The 15,769-nt window shown below is 72.8% G+C and carries 17 protein-coding genes; 11 read left to right on the top strand and 6 right to left on the bottom strand.

What is annotated here, in order from left to right; all coding sequences use genetic code 11:
- Positions 1-20 precede the first annotated feature (20 nt).
- Positions 21-194 (bottom strand): CsbD family protein, encoded by a 174-nt coding sequence (locus AC5WS8_RS28865; RefSeq protein WP_496106425.1) that lies wholly within the window; start codon positions 192-194, stop codon positions 21-23.
- A 203-nt stretch (positions 195-397) separates the two neighbouring features.
- Between AC5WS8_RS28865 and AC5WS8_RS28860 the strand changes: the two genes are divergently transcribed.
- On the top strand, positions 398-1,276 hold the full coding sequence (locus AC5WS8_RS28860; protein WP_496106424.1) for an SCO6745 family protein: 879 nt from the start codon (positions 398-400) through the stop codon (positions 1,274-1,276).
- A 25-nt stretch (positions 1,277-1,301) separates the two neighbouring features.
- Here the strand turns inward: AC5WS8_RS28860 and AC5WS8_RS28855 are convergent, their stop codons facing one another.
- The 3 genes from AC5WS8_RS28855 to AC5WS8_RS28845 all read right to left on the bottom strand — a co-directional run bounded on the left by AC5WS8_RS28855 (position 1,302) and on the right by AC5WS8_RS28845 (position 3,411).
- Positions 1,302-1,769 carry a hypothetical protein gene (locus AC5WS8_RS28855; RefSeq protein WP_496106423.1) on the bottom strand — a complete coding sequence of 156 codons (468 nt, stop codon included), beginning with the start codon at positions 1,767-1,769 and terminating at the stop codon, positions 1,302-1,304.
- A gap of 97 nt (positions 1,770-1,866) precedes the next feature.
- Positions 1,867-2,433 (bottom strand): cysteine hydrolase family protein, encoded by a 567-nt coding sequence (locus tag AC5WS8_RS28850; RefSeq protein ID WP_496106422.1) that lies wholly within the window; start codon positions 2,431-2,433, stop codon positions 1,867-1,869.
- 87 nt (positions 2,434-2,520) lie between these two features.
- Positions 2,521-3,411 carry an LLM class F420-dependent oxidoreductase gene (locus AC5WS8_RS28845; protein WP_496106421.1) on the bottom strand — a complete coding sequence of 297 codons (891 nt, stop codon included), beginning with the start codon at positions 3,409-3,411 and terminating at the stop codon, positions 2,521-2,523.
- 296 nt (positions 3,412-3,707) lie between these two features.
- Between AC5WS8_RS28845 and AC5WS8_RS28840 the strand changes: the two genes are divergently transcribed.
- Both AC5WS8_RS28840 and AC5WS8_RS28835 read left to right on the top strand, forming a co-directional pair.
- Positions 3,708-4,547 carry a universal stress protein gene (locus AC5WS8_RS28840; protein WP_496106467.1) on the top strand — a complete coding sequence of 280 codons (840 nt, stop codon included), beginning with the start codon at positions 3,708-3,710 and terminating at the stop codon, positions 4,545-4,547.
- A gap of 200 nt (positions 4,548-4,747) precedes the next feature.
- On the top strand, positions 4,748-5,431 hold the full coding sequence (locus tag AC5WS8_RS28835) for an OsmC family protein (protein WP_496106420.1): 684 nt from the start codon (positions 4,748-4,750) through the stop codon (positions 5,429-5,431).
- Between the two features lie 334 nt (positions 5,432-5,765).
- Here AC5WS8_RS28835 and AC5WS8_RS28830 read toward each other — a convergent pair whose 3' ends face one another.
- Positions 5,766-6,416, bottom strand: coding sequence for a DUF4360 domain-containing protein (locus tag AC5WS8_RS28830; RefSeq protein WP_496106419.1), 651 nt, complete (start codon positions 6,414-6,416; stop codon positions 5,766-5,768).
- 228 nt (positions 6,417-6,644) lie between these two features.
- On the bottom strand, positions 6,645-7,661 hold the full coding sequence (locus tag AC5WS8_RS28825; protein ID WP_496106418.1) for a LacI family DNA-binding transcriptional regulator: 1,017 nt from the start codon (positions 7,659-7,661) through the stop codon (positions 6,645-6,647).
- A gap of 673 nt (positions 7,662-8,334) precedes the next feature.
- On the opposite strand from AC5WS8_RS28825, the gene AC5WS8_RS28820 reads away from it, so the two are divergent.
- The 8 genes from AC5WS8_RS28820 to AC5WS8_RS28785 all read left to right on the top strand — a co-directional run bounded on the left by AC5WS8_RS28820 (position 8,335) and on the right by AC5WS8_RS28785 (position 15,677).
- Complete coding sequence (locus tag AC5WS8_RS28820) at positions 8,335-10,215, top strand: sensor histidine kinase (protein WP_496106417.1); 1,881 nt, start codon at positions 8,335-8,337, stop codon at positions 10,213-10,215.
- A gap of 56 nt (positions 10,216-10,271) precedes the next feature.
- Positions 10,272-10,727 carry a roadblock/LC7 domain-containing protein gene (locus AC5WS8_RS28815; protein WP_496106416.1) on the top strand — a complete coding sequence of 152 codons (456 nt, stop codon included), beginning with the start codon at positions 10,272-10,274 and terminating at the stop codon, positions 10,725-10,727.
- Positions 10,724-11,101, top strand: a complete 378-nt coding sequence (locus AC5WS8_RS28810; RefSeq protein WP_496106415.1) for a DUF742 domain-containing protein — start codon at positions 10,724-10,726, stop codon at positions 11,099-11,101. Before AC5WS8_RS28815 ends, AC5WS8_RS28810 begins: the two co-directional genes overlap by 4 nt.
- On the top strand, positions 11,079-11,678 hold the full coding sequence (locus AC5WS8_RS28805) for a GTP-binding protein (RefSeq protein WP_496106414.1): 600 nt from the start codon (positions 11,079-11,081) through the stop codon (positions 11,676-11,678). Before AC5WS8_RS28810 ends, AC5WS8_RS28805 begins: the two co-directional genes overlap by 23 nt.
- Complete coding sequence (locus AC5WS8_RS28800; RefSeq protein WP_496106413.1) at positions 11,675-12,244, top strand: GAF domain-containing protein; 570 nt, start codon at positions 11,675-11,677, stop codon at positions 12,242-12,244. The genes AC5WS8_RS28805 and AC5WS8_RS28800 overlap by 4 nt, the downstream gene beginning before the upstream one ends.
- Before the next feature lie 234 nt (positions 12,245-12,478).
- On the top strand, positions 12,479-13,507 hold the full coding sequence (gene tdh, locus AC5WS8_RS28795; protein ID WP_496106412.1) for an L-threonine 3-dehydrogenase: 1,029 nt from the start codon (positions 12,479-12,481) through the stop codon (positions 13,505-13,507).
- A 36-nt stretch (positions 13,508-13,543) separates the two neighbouring features.
- Positions 13,544-14,743, top strand: a complete 1,200-nt coding sequence (locus tag AC5WS8_RS28790) for a glycine C-acetyltransferase (RefSeq protein ID WP_496106411.1) — start codon at positions 13,544-13,546, stop codon at positions 14,741-14,743.
- A gap of 31 nt (positions 14,744-14,774) precedes the next feature.
- Complete coding sequence (locus AC5WS8_RS28785; RefSeq protein ID WP_496106410.1) at positions 14,775-15,677, top strand: LysR family transcriptional regulator; 903 nt, start codon at positions 14,775-14,777, stop codon at positions 15,675-15,677.
- Positions 15,678-15,769: the final 92 nt, after the last annotated feature.

Genomic DNA, 15,769 nt, shown 5'->3' with positions numbered 1-15,769 from the left:
GCCCATGGGCGCCTCGCGCGTCAGCGCTTGAAGATGTCCTTCGCCTTCTCCTTCATCTGGCGCATGTCGCCCTTGGACTTCTTGCCTCGCCCTTCGGCCGTCGCGGACTCATTGCCGAGCGCGCGGCCGAACCTCTCCTTGATCTTGCCCTTGGCCTGTTCGAACTTCGCCTTGGCCTTCTCTTCTCCAGCCACCGTTGCTCCTCCACGTCGCATGCCGACTGGGGGTCACTCACCACGTCGAGTGATCGGTGGCGCGGCCCCCAAACATGGTCGGGCCGATCGGCACCCCCTGCGCGTCCCCTGCCGTTCCCCTGTGACGGCTGCGACGATGTGTGCTATGACAGCTGTCATAATCGGCCCGACCGGGTACGGGGACGACGAGTCGAGGGGGCAGGGTGGGTGAGGTTTCCTCCCGGCTGATGTGGGAGCTCCTGGAGCCGGTGCACGACCTCGTGTACTTCACCCCTGAGGCGCGGCAGACGGCCGACGAGGCCGGGATGCGCGGCTTCTGGATGGGCTACTTCGCTCTGCGCGCCGCACCGCTCGGACCTGTTTCCGCTGCGGCCGTCACCAGCAGCTTCTATGTCTTCCACCCCGACCGGGTGGCGCGGGCGCTGCCCGACGCCTGGCGGTACGCGACGCCGTCGGACCTGCTGGCGGCCAGGGAGCGGGCGGTGGACCGCGCCATGCGGCGGCTGTACGGGGAGGAAGCCGTGCAGAGCACGCCGATGGCCCGGGCCGCCGATCTCGCCTGGGACGCGGCGGAGGCGGCCGACACCGCCGGGCGGGTGCTCGGCGCGGCCAACCAGGCCCTGGAACGGCCGGCCCAGCCGCATGTGCGGCTCTGGCAGGCGGCGACGACGCTTCGTGAACACCGGGGTGACGGACATGTCGCGGTGTTGGTGAGCCGCGGCATCGGTCCGGTCGAGGCGATGGTGCTCAAGGCCGCTGCGGGCGAGTCGGACGGCGCGTTGCTGCGTGCGGGCCGGAAATGGGACGCCGCCACCTGGCAGGACACCGAGGCGGTGCTGCGGGAACGCGGGTGGATCGACGGCGACGGGCGCCTGACCGCCGCCGGAACGGCCGAGCGCCACGCTGTCGAAGCGGCGACCGACGCCGTCGCGGGGGCGCCGTGGCGGGCGCTCGGACACGACGCCACCACACGACTGGCGGAACTGCTCGCCCCACTGGCCCGGAAGGTGCTGACCTCGGGAGTGATCCCGTCCGGCAACCCGGTGGGGCTCACCGCCGTCCGGTGGCGCGACCCGGCATGAGCGGGGACACGCGGTCCCGGCGCGATCAGTCCCAGAGGGTGTAGGTGACCATGCGTCCGGACCCCTCCGGCCTGCCGTCGGTGTAGGTCAGGCTCATCCGGGTGTAGTGCTGCAGCTGCGGGTGCTTCTTCCAGGGCTGCGGGTGGTCGAGCCGCACGGTGACGGGATACGAGCGGAACGTGCCCGCCGCGCAGTAGGGCTTGCAGTCGTTGACCATGTTGACGGCTTCGGCCGCCGCCGAGCTCGCCCCCCACTGCGACCAGTGGACCGAGGACAGGAGGCTGTTGCCGTCCCCGCAGGCGATCATGAAGGCGCCGGGGCGCACTTCCGGTTGCCGGAAGCAGTCGACGACGACGGGGTTCCCGGACTGCCGTTGCGCGGTGGGCGCGGCCGGCGGCGCCGTGGCCGGAGCCGCGGACGCCGTTCCCATGACCGCTGCCAGCGATGCCACGGCACCGAGCAGGACCGCCTTGGTGACTGTGTGATTGCGCATGTCCGCTCCCGCCCGTCTGTCTCGGGTGTCTCCGGACTCCCGTGCCACGCTACGACCGTGCCCGGGGGTCGCACCACTTCTACCCGGTACGCCGGATTCATCCCTCATCGGCCGGTGCGAATGTCACCTCCGCCGTGCCGACCGTTCCGCCGTGGCGCCCGGGAGCGCTGTGCCAGTTCCAGTAGAGGTTGGTGTGCGCGATCACCTGCTCGGGGGACGGCGCGCCGTACTCCGTCAGGTCCTCCGTCGTGTGCGCGTCACCCACCAGGGTCACGTCGTAGCCGCGGACGAACGCGCCGTGGAGTGTGGAGCGTATGCACCCGTCGGTCTGGGCACCGGTGACGACGAGCCGGCCCACTGCGCGCTCGGCGAGCACCGTCTCCAGCTCGGTGTCCTCGAACGAGTCGCCGTAGAGCTTGTGGACCAGGGGCTCGTCGTCCCGGCGTACCAGCTCCGGCACGTACTCCCAGCTCTCGCTGTCCCGCTTCAGCCGGTCGTCGGAGTGCTGCACCCAGACCACGGGCACGTCCCGTTCGCGGGCCCTGTCGACCAGCGTGCCGATGTTCGCGACCACACTGTCGCGGCGGGGGGTGCCCGCCATCACCCCGTTCTGGACGTCGATCACGAGCAGCGCGGTGTTGGGTCGATCGGGAAGGGTCGTCATGGGGACTCCGTCGTCTCGTCCGGGTCGGGGATCCTGTGCCGAGGACCACAGTAGGACGGACCAACGGGCCCCGGCTCGCGCCTCGGGTCAGCCCAGCAGGGCGGCCAGGCGGCGCCAGGCCGCCCGGGGAAGGGAGTCCCGGGGCCGGCCGTCGACCACCTGGACGGCCACATGATCCGCGCCCGCCGTCAGATGGGCCTCGATCCGCTCCCGGACCCGGTCGTCGTCACCCCAGGCGAACAACGCGTCGACCAACCGGTCGCTGCCGCCGCCCGCGAAGTCGTCCTCGGTGAAGCCGAACCGGGCGAGCGCCCTGGTGTAGTTGGGCAGCCCGAGGTAGACGGCGAGAGCGTCGCGAGCCGTCGCGCGGGCGCGGTCCGGGTCGGTCTCCAGAACCACCTTCGTCTCGGGAGCCAGCAACGGGCCGTCACCGAGGACCGCCCGGGCCTCGGCCGTGTGGTCGGTGGTCACCAGGTACGGGTGCGCGCCGGCCGCGCGGTGGCGGGACAGCTCCAGCATCTTCGGCCCCAGCGCGGCCAGCACCCGGCGCCCGGCCGGTACCCCGGCGGCGTCGAGGGCGTCCAGATAGCCGACCATGGCCGAGTACGGGCGGCGGTACTGGGCCGCCAGCCTCGCATGGCTCGCACCGAGGCCGAGCAGGAAGCGCCCCGGGTGGGTCCGCTCCAGCTCCGCGACGCTCGCCGCGGTGTCGTCGGCCTCGTACTGCCAGATGCTCTGGATGCCGGTCGCCACGACGAGCCGCGAGGTCGCCTCGACCAGCGGCACCGCGTGGCGCACCGCGCTGCTGCCGCCCAGCCAGACCGCGCCGAAGCCGAGTTCCTCCAGCTCGGCGGCGGCGTCGGCCAGTTCGCCGCGCCGGGCCGGATCCTCCGCGCGCAGCCCGGCACTCCAGACGCCGTACCGCCCGACGGTCTCCTTCAGCACGCCCACGTCCTCAGTGCTGGTGACGTCGCTCATCGGTCCCGATCCCTCCGTACCCGGCCGGTACGCTGCCCGCGCACCTCTTGATCACAGCAGAGCCGATTGATCACAGCAGAGCCCAACGGCCGCCCGCCGCGCCGTATTCCATGCCCCGTCCCCCGCGGATCCGCGGGGACTTCGCAGGGCCGCCCCGGCACGGTGGCGGGCCGAAGGTCCCCGACCCGGGGCCGAAGGTCCCCCACGAGGGGCCGAAGCGCCCCTCTCACCGCTCCGCGGCCGGTGTGACGGTGAAAGCGAGTCGTACCGGAGTGGGACGAAGGGCGGTGAGCATCATGGAGGCGCCTCTGGTGGTGGGCGTCGACGGATCGCAGTGCAGCCTCGTGGCGGTGGACTGGGCGACCGACGAGGCGGCCCGGCACGGGCTGCCCGTGCGGCTCCTGTACGCCTCCGCCGGTGACGAGGAGGACGTGCCCCCGGACGTTGCGGACGTCGTCGCCACCGCCACGCAACGCGTCCGGCGGCGCAACCCGGAGGTCGAGGTGACCGCCGAGGTCCTGCCCGAGGACCCGGTGGACGCGTTGCTGCGCGCGGCGCACCACGCGTCGGCCGTCGTGATGGGCAGCCGCGGCCGCGGGCGGTTGACGGGGCTGCTCCTCGGGTCGATCAGCCTCACCGTCGCGGGCCGTGCCCGTGGGCCGGTGATCGTTGTGCGCGGCGACAGGGCCGGCCTGGAGGGCACCCACGACCGGGTCCTGCTGGGGGCGGGGGAGCCGGGCACGAGCGGCGCGGCGGTGCGGTTCGCCCTGCGCGAGGCCGAGGTGCGGCACTGCGTCCTGGACGTCGTCCGTGTCTGGCGCCGTCCCGCGCACCGGCCGATCGACCACCCCCTGCTGGCCGGGGACCCGGCGCACTGCTGCGAGGAGCAGGCGGTCACCCTGATCGACGCCCTGCTCCAGGACGCCGTGGCCGACCATCCGAACGCCCGGGTGCACCGGTCCGCGGTCGAGGGAACCGCCCGCAGGGTTCTCCTGCACCGCTCGGCCGCCGCGGACCTCCTGGTCATCGGCGTCCGGCGCGGCCACGACCGCCGGGCGCTCCACCTGGGCCGGGCGGCCCACGCACTGCTGCACCGCGCCGAGTGCCCGGTGGCCGTCGTACCGGAATCGCACTGATCAGCGGAGCAGGGACGTTCGGGTCGCTGAGCATGGGCTGTTCGGCCTCAGCGGCAGGGGAGCGGGCGCGGTGCACTGGAGGTGTCGGCACAAGGCGACCGCACCCCGAGGAGACACGGAAGGCGTAGGCCCGGCACATCGAGGTGGAGTACGGCGCGTGGTCGCACCGGCGCCGCGCGCCGAGTTGGGACGGTGACATCGTGAACGCAAGGCAACGGCTCGCGGACGGCGTGCGGACCCGGCGCGGTCGTACGGTCACCGTCTCCGGGTTCACACCCGAGGGCATGCCCCCGAACATGGCGCGTGTCATGCTCGGCATCACCTGTGAACCCCACGATCGCGGCGAGACCCTGGCCTCGCTGACCCCCGAGGAAGCCCGGCGCGTCGCCGGACTGCTGCTGCACCAGGCCGCCGCCTTCGTCCCGCGGGTCCCGGGGCCGCCGGGCCACGCGGACGCCGTGCCGATCGCCGCGGACGCGTACGAAGTCCGCTTGCGCGGACACATACTGGCCGTGGACCAGCCGGTGCCGGACGGCGGCACCGACACGGCGCCCACCCCCGTGGAACTGCTCGTGGCGTCGCTGACCGCGTGCGTCGCGCACTGCGCCGGCCGGTTCCTCGGCCGCCACGACCTCAGCCGTGAGGGGCTGCGGATCGAGACCGACTTCCGTACGGCGACCGGCCGGGCGCCCCGCGTGACCTCGCTCCGCCTGCGGGTGCGCGCGCCCGCGCTCCCCGCCGACCGACGGGACGCCCTCCGGTCGGCGGTGTCCCGCTGCACGGTCAGGAACACCCTGACCACACCACCGGAGATCGTCATCGCGCTTCCCGACGACGGGATCACCGGGGCTTCGCCGGACGGTCCCGCAGACGGGCGCCGATGACCGTGCCGCCGCAATGACGGGCCTCGGTGAAGACCCGAGGGCGGCAGTCCCCGGCCGGGCCTGACGACGACCTCGGCGCTCGTCCGTGAACGGCCTCGGGCTCCGCCGCAGTGCGACGCAGGTTCGCGGACTTCCGGTCGACCACGTCGCGAGAACCTGGCCACCGGCAGGCTAAGCGTGAGCCCGTGGAAGAAGGACCCGGCGTCGGGTTCCACCGGGACACGGCCGTCCACCGCGCCCACTGCGCCGTGACGCCGGCCCGCCACCGGCCGTGCCGCGGTGACGCCGACGGGCGGGTGGGCGCCGCCGCGCCCACCCGCCCGCCGGCTGTCGTTCAGGAGCGCGGACACTCCTTCCAGGCCATGTGGTACACGGTGCTGATGTCGCCGTCGGTGGAGTCCATGGTCATGAAGCTGACCTTGCCGGGCGCGGACGTGCCCGCGTTGACCCGCAGTTCGGTGTTGATGTTGAAGTTGCGCTGGGCTCCGCAGGGCGCCCAGACGAGCTGGGCCCAGTCGGTGCTGTCGGTGGCCTGCCAGTTGTCGTTGTAGGGGCCGTTGAGGGGGTGGCTGCGGTACGCCGTGTTCGAGGAGCCCTGGAAGTAGTACGAGGCCCGCTGGGTGCCGCTCGCGCCCTGCTGGAGCGAGGCGAAGCCGCGGTAGTCGGCGCTGGCGATGGCGTAGGTGAACCCCTGGGGGACGTGCACGACCAGGTTGAGCTGGCAGTTCTTGCGGAAGGCGATGGGGTCGGAGTTCCCGCCGGCCTGGGCGAGGTAGTCGCTGTAGGTGACCGTGAAGGCGGTGTTGTCCTCCGAGACGGCGACGGCGGTGGTGCCCTGGGGACAGCCGGAGCCGTTGACCGTGGCGACGTCGATGACGATCTTGTCCGGAGGCGGGTCGGTGAAGACGGGCGAGTGGTGCTGCGCCGGAATCGTGGTGGTGAGAAGAGCGGCGATCGCGCCGCTCAGGAGCAGTCCGCCGGCCATGGTTCTCCTTCGCTCGGTGGGGGGTGACATGCGCGCTGAATGGTCATGAGCACGTCAACCAGAGGCGCGCCTGCTCCCGGCTCGTGGAGAAACCATGAGCGAGCTGTGAAGGCCGGGAGCGCTCGCATCGTACGCAGTCGGCCGTCGGCGGGCCAGGTCGATCCCCGGCCATTCGACGAACGGCCACCCCGCGTCTCGTCGGCGGCACCGACCGCGAAGTCGGCAGGGTCAGTGGGGGCGCAGCTCTCCCGAGCCGCGGGGGATCAGCCGGGTGGGTATCTCCGTGGTGCGGGTTCGGGAGCGGTCGCCGTCCAGGCGGGCCAGTGCGATCGTCGCGGCCGCGGCGCCCATGGCCGCCGGGTCCTGCGCGACCACGGTGAGGGCGGGCTCCAGGACCTCGGCGAGCGGTATGTCGTCGAAGCCGACCAGTGCGACGTCCCTGCGGCCGGCCCGGGCGAGGCCCAGCACGGCCCCCATCGAAGCGAAGTTGTTCGCCGCGAACAGCGCCGTCGGCGGGTCCGCCAGGTTCACCAGGCGCTCGGTGTCGGCGGCTGCCGACTGCATGTCGTGGCCGCCGGTCACCAGTGCCCTGTCGTACGGCAGCCCGGCCTCCGCGAGGGCGTCCCGGTAACCCCGCAGGCGCATGCGGCGGGTGTAGGGATGGGCGGGCGTGTTGCCGACGAAGCCGATCCTGCGGTGGCCGTGCGCGATCAGGTGCGCGGTGCCTTCGCGGGCTCCCTGCCGGTTGGAGCTGAGCACGCTGTCGGCGGCCAGGCCGGTGCCGGGACGGTCGAGGAAGACCACCGGCAGCCCCGCGGAGCGCTCGGCCTTGAGGTAACCGTGGTCCGCCTCCACGATCGGCGCCATGAGCAGGGCGCCGACTCGACGCGCCAGGAACGTCCCGACGAGGGAGCGTTCGCGTTCGGCGTCCTGGGCCGAGGAGCCGACGAGCAGGGTGAGACCCCGGCTGTGCGTCACCGACTCGATCCCGCTCACCACCGTGGCGAAGAACGGGTTGCTCATGTCGGGCACGATCAACCCGATGGCGGTGTCGCTGCCGCCGAGGCGGATGTGCCGGGCCATGAGATTGGGCCGGAAGCCCAGCCGTCGCACGGCCTCCATCACCCGCTCACGGGTCTCGGCGGCGACCGGCCCGTCACCGTTGAGCACCCGCGACACCGTCTTGGCGCTGACGCCGACCTGCTCCGCCACATCGCTGAGCGTGGGCCGGCGTGCCACAGTCATGGTCGTATCCCCTCACATGAGGGTGGCGTGAGTCGTCCTCCTCCGCGCCACCCGTGGTGCTGTCGGTTCTCCGAGGGGCCGACCGCCCCGGCGGCCCGCTCGTCGGCAACGACAGTACCTGTGCCGTCGCCCCCGGGCCGAAGCGCACCCGTGATCATCGGCACTCCCCGGGAGTCGCGTACGCGCCCGGGTTGACCGGTGCCGTCCCGCGGTCGGCCGGTGCCGCGCTCGGCGTCGCGGCCGCTGACACTCCGGGTGACGATCCCGGAGGGGCGGTCCGGGGTGCCGGGGTGCGGAAGCCCTCCGGCGGGCCGGCTTTTCGATAGGCGTTCGAGTGGATCCGGGGTGGGGGAGCGGGAAACTCCTCAGTGACTCGCCTTTCCCGTGCGACCGCTTCTGATCAGCTCTGATCGCTTCGATGGCAAGTGAGAATGCATGGCCGAGGCGGTTATCGGTCTGTCGTACGACAGGTCATACCGGAGCGGGAAGCTCTCCGGAGGACTTTGTCAACAGGCCACCCCACGCGCCTCAAGGGTGACTACTCTGAGTGTCCGTCGGGCGACGCAGGGCCGGAACGTCGGCTCTCTCGACCGGCGCCGCGATGGCGCGTGCCCGAGTCGCGCAGACCGCGGGAGCCCCCACGCCCCCGACGCCACCCAGTACGAGGACGCCGATGTCTCACCTTCGCGCACCCGCCGCACGCGAAGACCGCCGCGAGGGCGGGCGCCACGGGCGGCCCGCCGCCCGGGCGGTCCTGCCGCACCCAGAGCTCCGGGTACGACCCCAGCTGCGGCGTCTGGCCGTCCTGCCGCCCCTCGCGGTGGCCCTCGCCGCCTGTGCCGCGGTGCTCTTCACGATCCGCACCACCGGCGCACGCCCCACCCTCGCGCTCTGGGCCGTGCTCGCGGGTTCCCTCGCAGTCACCGCGGTGGGCATCCTGATCGCCGCCGTGGCCGCCGAGCGCACCGCCCGGTCCGTGGCGGGCCGCCTCGACGCGTTGCGCCGCGACAGCGCCCGCGACGCGGCCGACCTGCGCGCCCTCGTCGAGGCGCTGCGCCGCGGCGAGACACCGTCCGCGCGTGCGCCGCGCCGCACACCCGACGCCGACGCCGACGAGTTCGAACAGCTCGCCGCAGAGCTGGCGCGCGCCCACGACGGTGCCGTCGCCGCGGTCGTCCAGGCGGCACAGCTCTCCAGCCGGGCGGACAGCGAACAGAAGCTGGAGGTGTTCCTGAACCTCGCGCGGCGCCTGCAGTCGCTCGTGCACCGGGAGATCTCCATCCTGGACGAGCTCGAGAACGACATCGAGGACCCCGACCTGCTCAAGGGCCTCTTCCACATCGACCACCTCGCCACCCGCATCCGGCGTCACGCCGAGAGCCTCGCCGTGCTCGGCGGCGCCGTCTCACGCCGGCAGTGGAGCAACCCGGTGCCCATGACCGAGGTGCTGCGCTCCGCGACCGCCGAGGTCGAGCAGTACACGCGGGTCAGACTCGTACCGCCGGTCGACGGCACCCTGCGCGGACACGCCGTCGCCGACGTGATCCACCTGCTGGCCGAACTCGTCGAGAACGCCACGGTGTTCTCGCCACCGCACACCCAGGTGCTGCTCCGGGCCGGCCTCGTCACCTCGGGGCTCGCCGTGGAGGTCGAGGACCGCGGGCTCGGCATGCCCCCGACCGAACAGAACAAGATGAACGCCCTGCTCGCCGACCCGGAGCGGTTCAGTGTCGCCGGGCTGCTGGCGGACGGCCGCATCGGCCTCTACGTGGTCTCCCAACTCGCCCGCCGGCACGGCATCCACGTCCGGTTGCAGACCAACATCTACGGGGGTGTGCAGGCGGTCCTCGTCCTGCCGCAGGGGCTGCTCGGCCCGGAACCCGGCGCGGCCGCGACGATGACACCGGTGGCACCGCAGGGCACCGCGGTCCCCACAGGCGGCCGGAGCGCCCGAGGTGCGGTCCGCCCCCGGAGCGGGTCGATCGCAACGAGCGCGCGGGGCACGGCCGTTGCAGCGGCCCCATGGCCCGCCGTCACCGCGGCCGGCCCGCACACCACGCCCGTCGCGCCCCCGCCCCACACCCGTCCCACCCACCCCTCCGCCCCCGCGTCCGAACACCCCGTGCGTCACGAACCCCGCCGGCCGGCACCCGACGGCATCCCGGCCGACCCGCTCCGGACCCCGCTGCCGGTGCGCGACAGCGACACATCACGGCCCACACCCGCCGACGCCCCGCCCGGCATCCGCCCCGCCGACCAGGCGACCCTCGCGGAGAACGCCGCCAGACCGCCGACGCCGCGCGCCGACACGGCGGGATCGGCCCCGGCCAGACCCTCGCTGCCCCGTCGCCGCGCCCAGGAACACCTCGCGCCCCAGCTCCGCGGCGGCCCCACCGCGCCCGTCCGCCAGGAGGCCGACCGGTACACCGGCCACGACCCGGGCCTGATGGCCGCGTTCCGACGGGGCATCGGCCTCGCGGAAGCCCTCCGGGAGCCGAACCCGACCGAGCCCGACCTGACGAACCGTCACAACGTGGGCCACCCGCCCGGATGACCGCCCCGACCCCACCCGCTCCCACAGACCCGCGTACCCCAAGGAGTCGATCCACCATGGCGAGCGAAGCGCCGACCGACCAGGCCCATGACCTCGACTGGCTGATGAGCGGTCTCGTCCAGCGCGTACCGCACACCACGAGCGCGGTCCTCCTCTCCTGCGACGGGCTCGTGAAGGCCGTGCACGGCCTGGACCCGGACAGCGCCGACCACATGGCCGCCCTCGCCTCCGGCCTCTACGCGCTCGGCCGCAGCGCGGGCGTCCGCTTCGGGGACGGCGGTGACGTACGGCAGGTCGTCGTCGAACTCGACTCGGCCCTGCTGTTCGTCACCACCGCCGGCTCCGGCACCTGTCTCGCCGTGCTGGCCGACCGCGAGGCCGACGCGGCGGTCCTCGGCTACGAGATGGCGATGCTCGTCAAGAGCGTGCGACCGTATCTGACGACCGCGCCACGCCGAAACGCCGACCAGCCCGACCAGAGCACCAACCAGCACCGGGCGATGCGGCCTTGAGCGTCACCGCGGCCGGCGACGGCCCCTGGCTCGACGACGCGGCCGGGCGGCTGGTGCGTCCCTTCACGATCAGCAACGGCCGCACCCGCCCGACCGCCGCGCTCGACCTCTTGTCGCAGGTGATGGCCACCGGCTCCACCCCCCTCGGCCTGCTCGGCCCCGAGCACGCCCAGGCGCTCGGCCTGTGCCGCTCGCCCGTCCCGGTCGCCGAGGTCGCCGCCCACCTGAGGCTGCCGGCGGCGGTCACGAAGGTGCTGCTGTCCGACCTCCTCGACTGCGGGGCGCTCACCACCGAGCCCCCCGCACACCACCACAACCCCACCGACCGGTCCCTTCTGGAGGCAGTGCTCGATGGACTACGACGACAGCTCTGACCCCTTCCCCACCGCGCTGAAGATCCTGGTCGCCGGAGGGTTCGGCGTCGGCAAGACGACCTTCGTGGGCGCGGTGAGCGAGATCGCACCACTGAGCACGGAGGAACTGCTCACCACGGCCGGCGCCGCCACCGACCGCCTCGACGGCGTCGAGGGCAAGGTAGAGACGACGGTGGCGATGGACTTCGGCCGTATCACCCTGGATCCGCAGCATGTGCTGTACCTGTTCGGGACGCCCGGACAGGAACGCTTCTGGTTCATGTGGGACGAGCTGTCGGAGGGGGCCCTCGGCGCGGTGATCCTCGCCGACACCCGTCGCCTGGAGGACTGCTTCGCCGCCGTCGACTTCTTCGAGCGCCGCGGCCTCGGATTCATCGTCGCAGCCAACGAGTTCGACGGCGCCCACCGCTACGCGCCCGAGGAGGTGCGCGCCGCCCTCGACCTGCACCCCCGGATTCCCGTCGTGCGCTGCGACGCCCGGATCTCCAGCTCCGGGGTGCAGACCCTGCTCACCCTGGTCCGCCACCTGCTCGCGCACACGCCGGCACCCGCCACGAGCCGCGGAGCCCGCGCATGAGACTGAGCCGACTGCTGCTGACCCCTCAGGACGGGGACGCCCCCGAGCGCGCCCGCAGGCTGCGCCGGCTGGACCTCGGCGAGCGTGCGGAACCGGAGCTCGACTCCTTCGCCGCCCGGCTCGCCGGGCTCGCCGAGGTGCCGTACGCCATGGTCACTTTCGTCCAGGAACACCGGCAGTACTTCGCCGGGCTCCACCAGCCCGACGACCGCCCCCTGACCGCGCCCGCGGACCGGGACGGTGCCGACGGCGAGCCCGTCCGTCATCTGGGCCGTGAGTACGGCTTCTGCCCGCATGTGGTCGTCCGGCGCAAGGCCCTGGTCCTGGAGGACGTCCGCGACTACCCCCGCTTCGCCGGCAACCCGCTCGTCGACGAACTCGGTGTCCGCTCCTATCTCGGCGCCCCGCTCATGGACCCCACGGGCATCGCCCTCGGCACGGTCTGCGCCCTCGACGTGCGACCGCGTCCCTGGGGCCGCGCGGGCCTGGACACCATCAAGTCACTCGCGGCGGAGCTGACCGAACGGATCGCGGGCAGGGAGACCGGTGATATCCAACGTGCCTGACGGCAGGACCCGGCGGTGCGTAGGCGTGCGGGGTGGCGGCCGGCGACGCGGGGGCGTGCGGGGTGGTGGCCGGCGGCGCGGGGCGTGAAGGAAAGCTGCGGTCGCGCTTAAGAAATCCTCGATGGACCGCCGATCCTCGATGCGGCAGATTTCTGAGCGACTTCACATCCCTCCCCCCGGCGCGGGCCCCTTCGGTGCGCCCTGAGCCGGACCTCACTCCCAGGAGCCGTAGCGTTGAAGGCGCTGGTCAAGGACAAGGCGGAACCAGGGCTCCGGCTCATGGACGTTCCGGAGCCCGCCGTCGGCCCCGGTGACGTACTGATCAAGGTGCTGCGGACCGGGATCTGCGGAACCGACCTGCACATCCGTGCCTGGGACGGCTGGGCGCGGCAGGCGATCCGCACGCCCCTGGTCGTCGGGCACGAGTTCGTGGGCGAGGTCGTCGCCACCGGACGGGACGTCACGGACGTGGGCGTCGGCGACCGGGTCAGCGGCGAGGGCCACCTGGTGTGCGGGAAGTGCCGCAACTGCCTGGCCGGACGCCGCCATCTGTGCCGGGCGACCGTCGGGCTCGGCGTCGGGCGGGACGGCGCCTTCGCCGAGTACGTGGTGCTGCCCGCCACGAACGTGTGGGTGCACCGCGTCCCCGTCGACCTCGACGTCGCCGCGATCTTCGACCCGTTCGGCAACGCCGTGCACACCGCCCTGTCCTTCCCGCTGGTCGGTGAGGACGTCCTGATCACGGGTGCCGGCCCGATCGGTCTGATGGCCGCTGCCGTGGCCCGGCACGCGGGCGCCCGCAACGTCGTCGTCACCGACGTCAGTGAGGAGCGCCTGGACCTCGCCCGCAAGATCGGCGCGAGCCTCGCCCTGAATGTCTCCGAGGCGACCATCGCCGACGGTCAGCGCGAACTCGGCCTGCGCGAGGGCTTCGACATCGGCCTGGAGATGTCCGGCCGCCCCGAGGCCATGCGCGACATGATCGCCAACATGACGCACGGCGGCCGCATCGCGATGCTCGGCCTGCCCTCCCAGGAGTTCCCCGTCGACTGGACGCGCGTCGTCACCTCGATGATCACCATCAAGGGCATCTACGGACGCGAGATGTTCGAGACGTGGTACGCGATGTCGGTCCTGCTGGAGGGCGGCCTCGACCTGGCGCCCGTGATCACCGGCCGGTACGACCACCGCGACCACGAGGCGGCGTTCGCCGACGCGGCGAGCGGCCGTGGCGGCAAGATCATCCTCGACTGGACCGCGTAACTCCCTTGCGGCGCAAGCACTTCTAGGAGCCCCTCCATGTTCGACTCCGTGCGCGACGACCTGCGCGCCACCCTCGACGAGATCCGCGCCGCCGGGCTGCACAAGCCCGAGCGCGTGATCGGCACCCCGCAGTCCGCGACCGTCAACGTCACCGCGGGCGGCCGCCCCGGCGAGGTGCTCAACTTCTGCGCCAACAACTACCTCGGCCTCGCCGACCACCCCGAGGTGATCGCCGCCGCCCACGCGGCACTGGACCGCTGGGGCTACGGCATGGCGTCGGTGCGCTTCATCTGCGGGACGCAGGAGGTGCACAAGGAGCTGGAGGCGCGCCTTTCGGCCTTCCTCGGCCAGGAGGACACCATCCTGTACTCCTCCTGCTTCGACGCCAACGGCGGTGTCTTCGAGACCCTGCTCGGCGAGCAGGACGCGGTCATCTCCGACGCCCTCAACCACGCCTCGATCATCGACGGCATCCGTCTGTCGAAGGCCCGCCGCCTCCGTTACGCCAACCGCGATCTCGCCGATCTGGAGCGGCGGTTGAAGGAGGCCACCGAGGGCGGGGCGCGCCGCAGGCTGATCGTCACCGACGGCGTCTTCTCCATGGACGGCTATGTGGCCCCGCTGCGCGAGATCTGCGACCTCGCCGACCGCTACGACGCCATGGTGATGGTGGACGACTCTCACGCCGTCGGCTTCGTCGGCCCCGGCGGCCGTGGCACCCCCGAGCTGCACGGCGTCATGGACCGCGTGGACATCGTCACCGGCACCCTCGGCAAGGCGCTCGGCGGCGCCTCCGGCGGTTACGTCGCCGCCCGCGCCGAGATCGTCGCCCTGTTGCGCCAGCGCTCCCGGCCGTACCTGTTCTCCAACACCCTCGCCCCGGTGATCGCCGCGGCCTCCCTCAAGGTGCTCGGCCTGCTGGAGTCGGCGGGCGACCTGCGCGAGAAGCTGAACGAGAACACGGCGCTCTTCCGCCGCCGGATGACCGAGGAGGGCTTCGACGTCCTTCCGGGCGACCACCCGATCGCCCCGGTCATGATCGGTGACGCCGCGAAGGCCGGACGCATGGCCGAGCTGCTCCTGGAACGCGGCGTGTACGTCATCGGCTTCTCCTACCCCGTGGTCCCGCAGGGCCAGGCCCGGATCCGGGTGCAGCTGTCCGCGGCGCACTCCACGGACGACGTCCACCGCGCGGTCGACGCGTTCGTGGCGGCGCGGGCGGAACTGGACGTCTGAGGCGCCCCGGAGTCTTGCGATAATCGTTCGCATGATCGAAGCGCGGCGGCTGCACATCCTCCGTGCGGTGGCCGACCACCGCACGGTGACGGCCGCTGCCGCCGCGCTCTACCTCACTCCCTCCGCGGTCTCCCAGCAGCTCACCGCACTCGAACAGGAAACCGGCCACCGGCTCGTCGAGCGCGGCGCCAAGGGCGTACGGCTGACACCGGCCGGTGAGATCCTGCTCGGCCACACCCACGCCGTGCTGGCCCAGCTGGAGCGCGCCGAGGCCGAGCTGGCGGCCTACGGCGCGGGCTCGGCGGGCACGGTGACGCTCGCCTCCTTCGCCACCGGCATCGGTCTGGTCGTCGCCCCCGCGCTGTCCCGGCTCGCCCGCAGCGCACCCGGCATCCGGGTCCGCGTCCAGGACGCGGAGGGCGACGAGAGCCTGCCCATGGTCCTCGACCGGCAGGTCGACGCGGCGGTCGCCGTGGAGTACCGGGGCGCCCCCGACGCCGACGACCCCAGGCTGACCCACATCCCGCTGTACGCCGAGCCCTTCGACGCCGTCGTACCGGTCAGCCACCGCCTCGCGGACGCCCCCGAGGTCCCGCTCGCCGAGCTGGCCAAGGACCCGTGGATCGGCCCCTACCCCGGCAATCCCTGCCATGACGTGGTGGTCCTGGCCTGCGAGCACGCCGGGTTCCAGCCCCGCCTCGAGCACTCCTCGGACGACTTCCGGGCGGTCGTCGCCCTTGCCTCGGCGGATGCGGGGGTGGCGCTGGTGCCCCGCTCGGCACTGCGCGGTATGGACCTCACCGGTGTGGTGGTGCGTCCGGTCGACGGTGTGGCGCCCACGCGCCGGGTCTTCGCGGCCGTGCGCCGGGGCGCGGAGGAGCATCCACTGATCCGCCCGGTGCTGGACGCGCTCACGGAGGCGGCGGCGAACTGACGGGCGCGGCCCGGCCCGGAGCCAGGGACCCCCAGGAGTCCCCGCGATCCCCGATACCCGCCCATCGTTTCCCATACTTGGGATAGTCTCCC

Source organism: Streptomyces sp. PTL18 (genome assembly GCF_059510295.1).
This window is presented reverse-complemented; position numbering and strand designations above follow the sequence as displayed.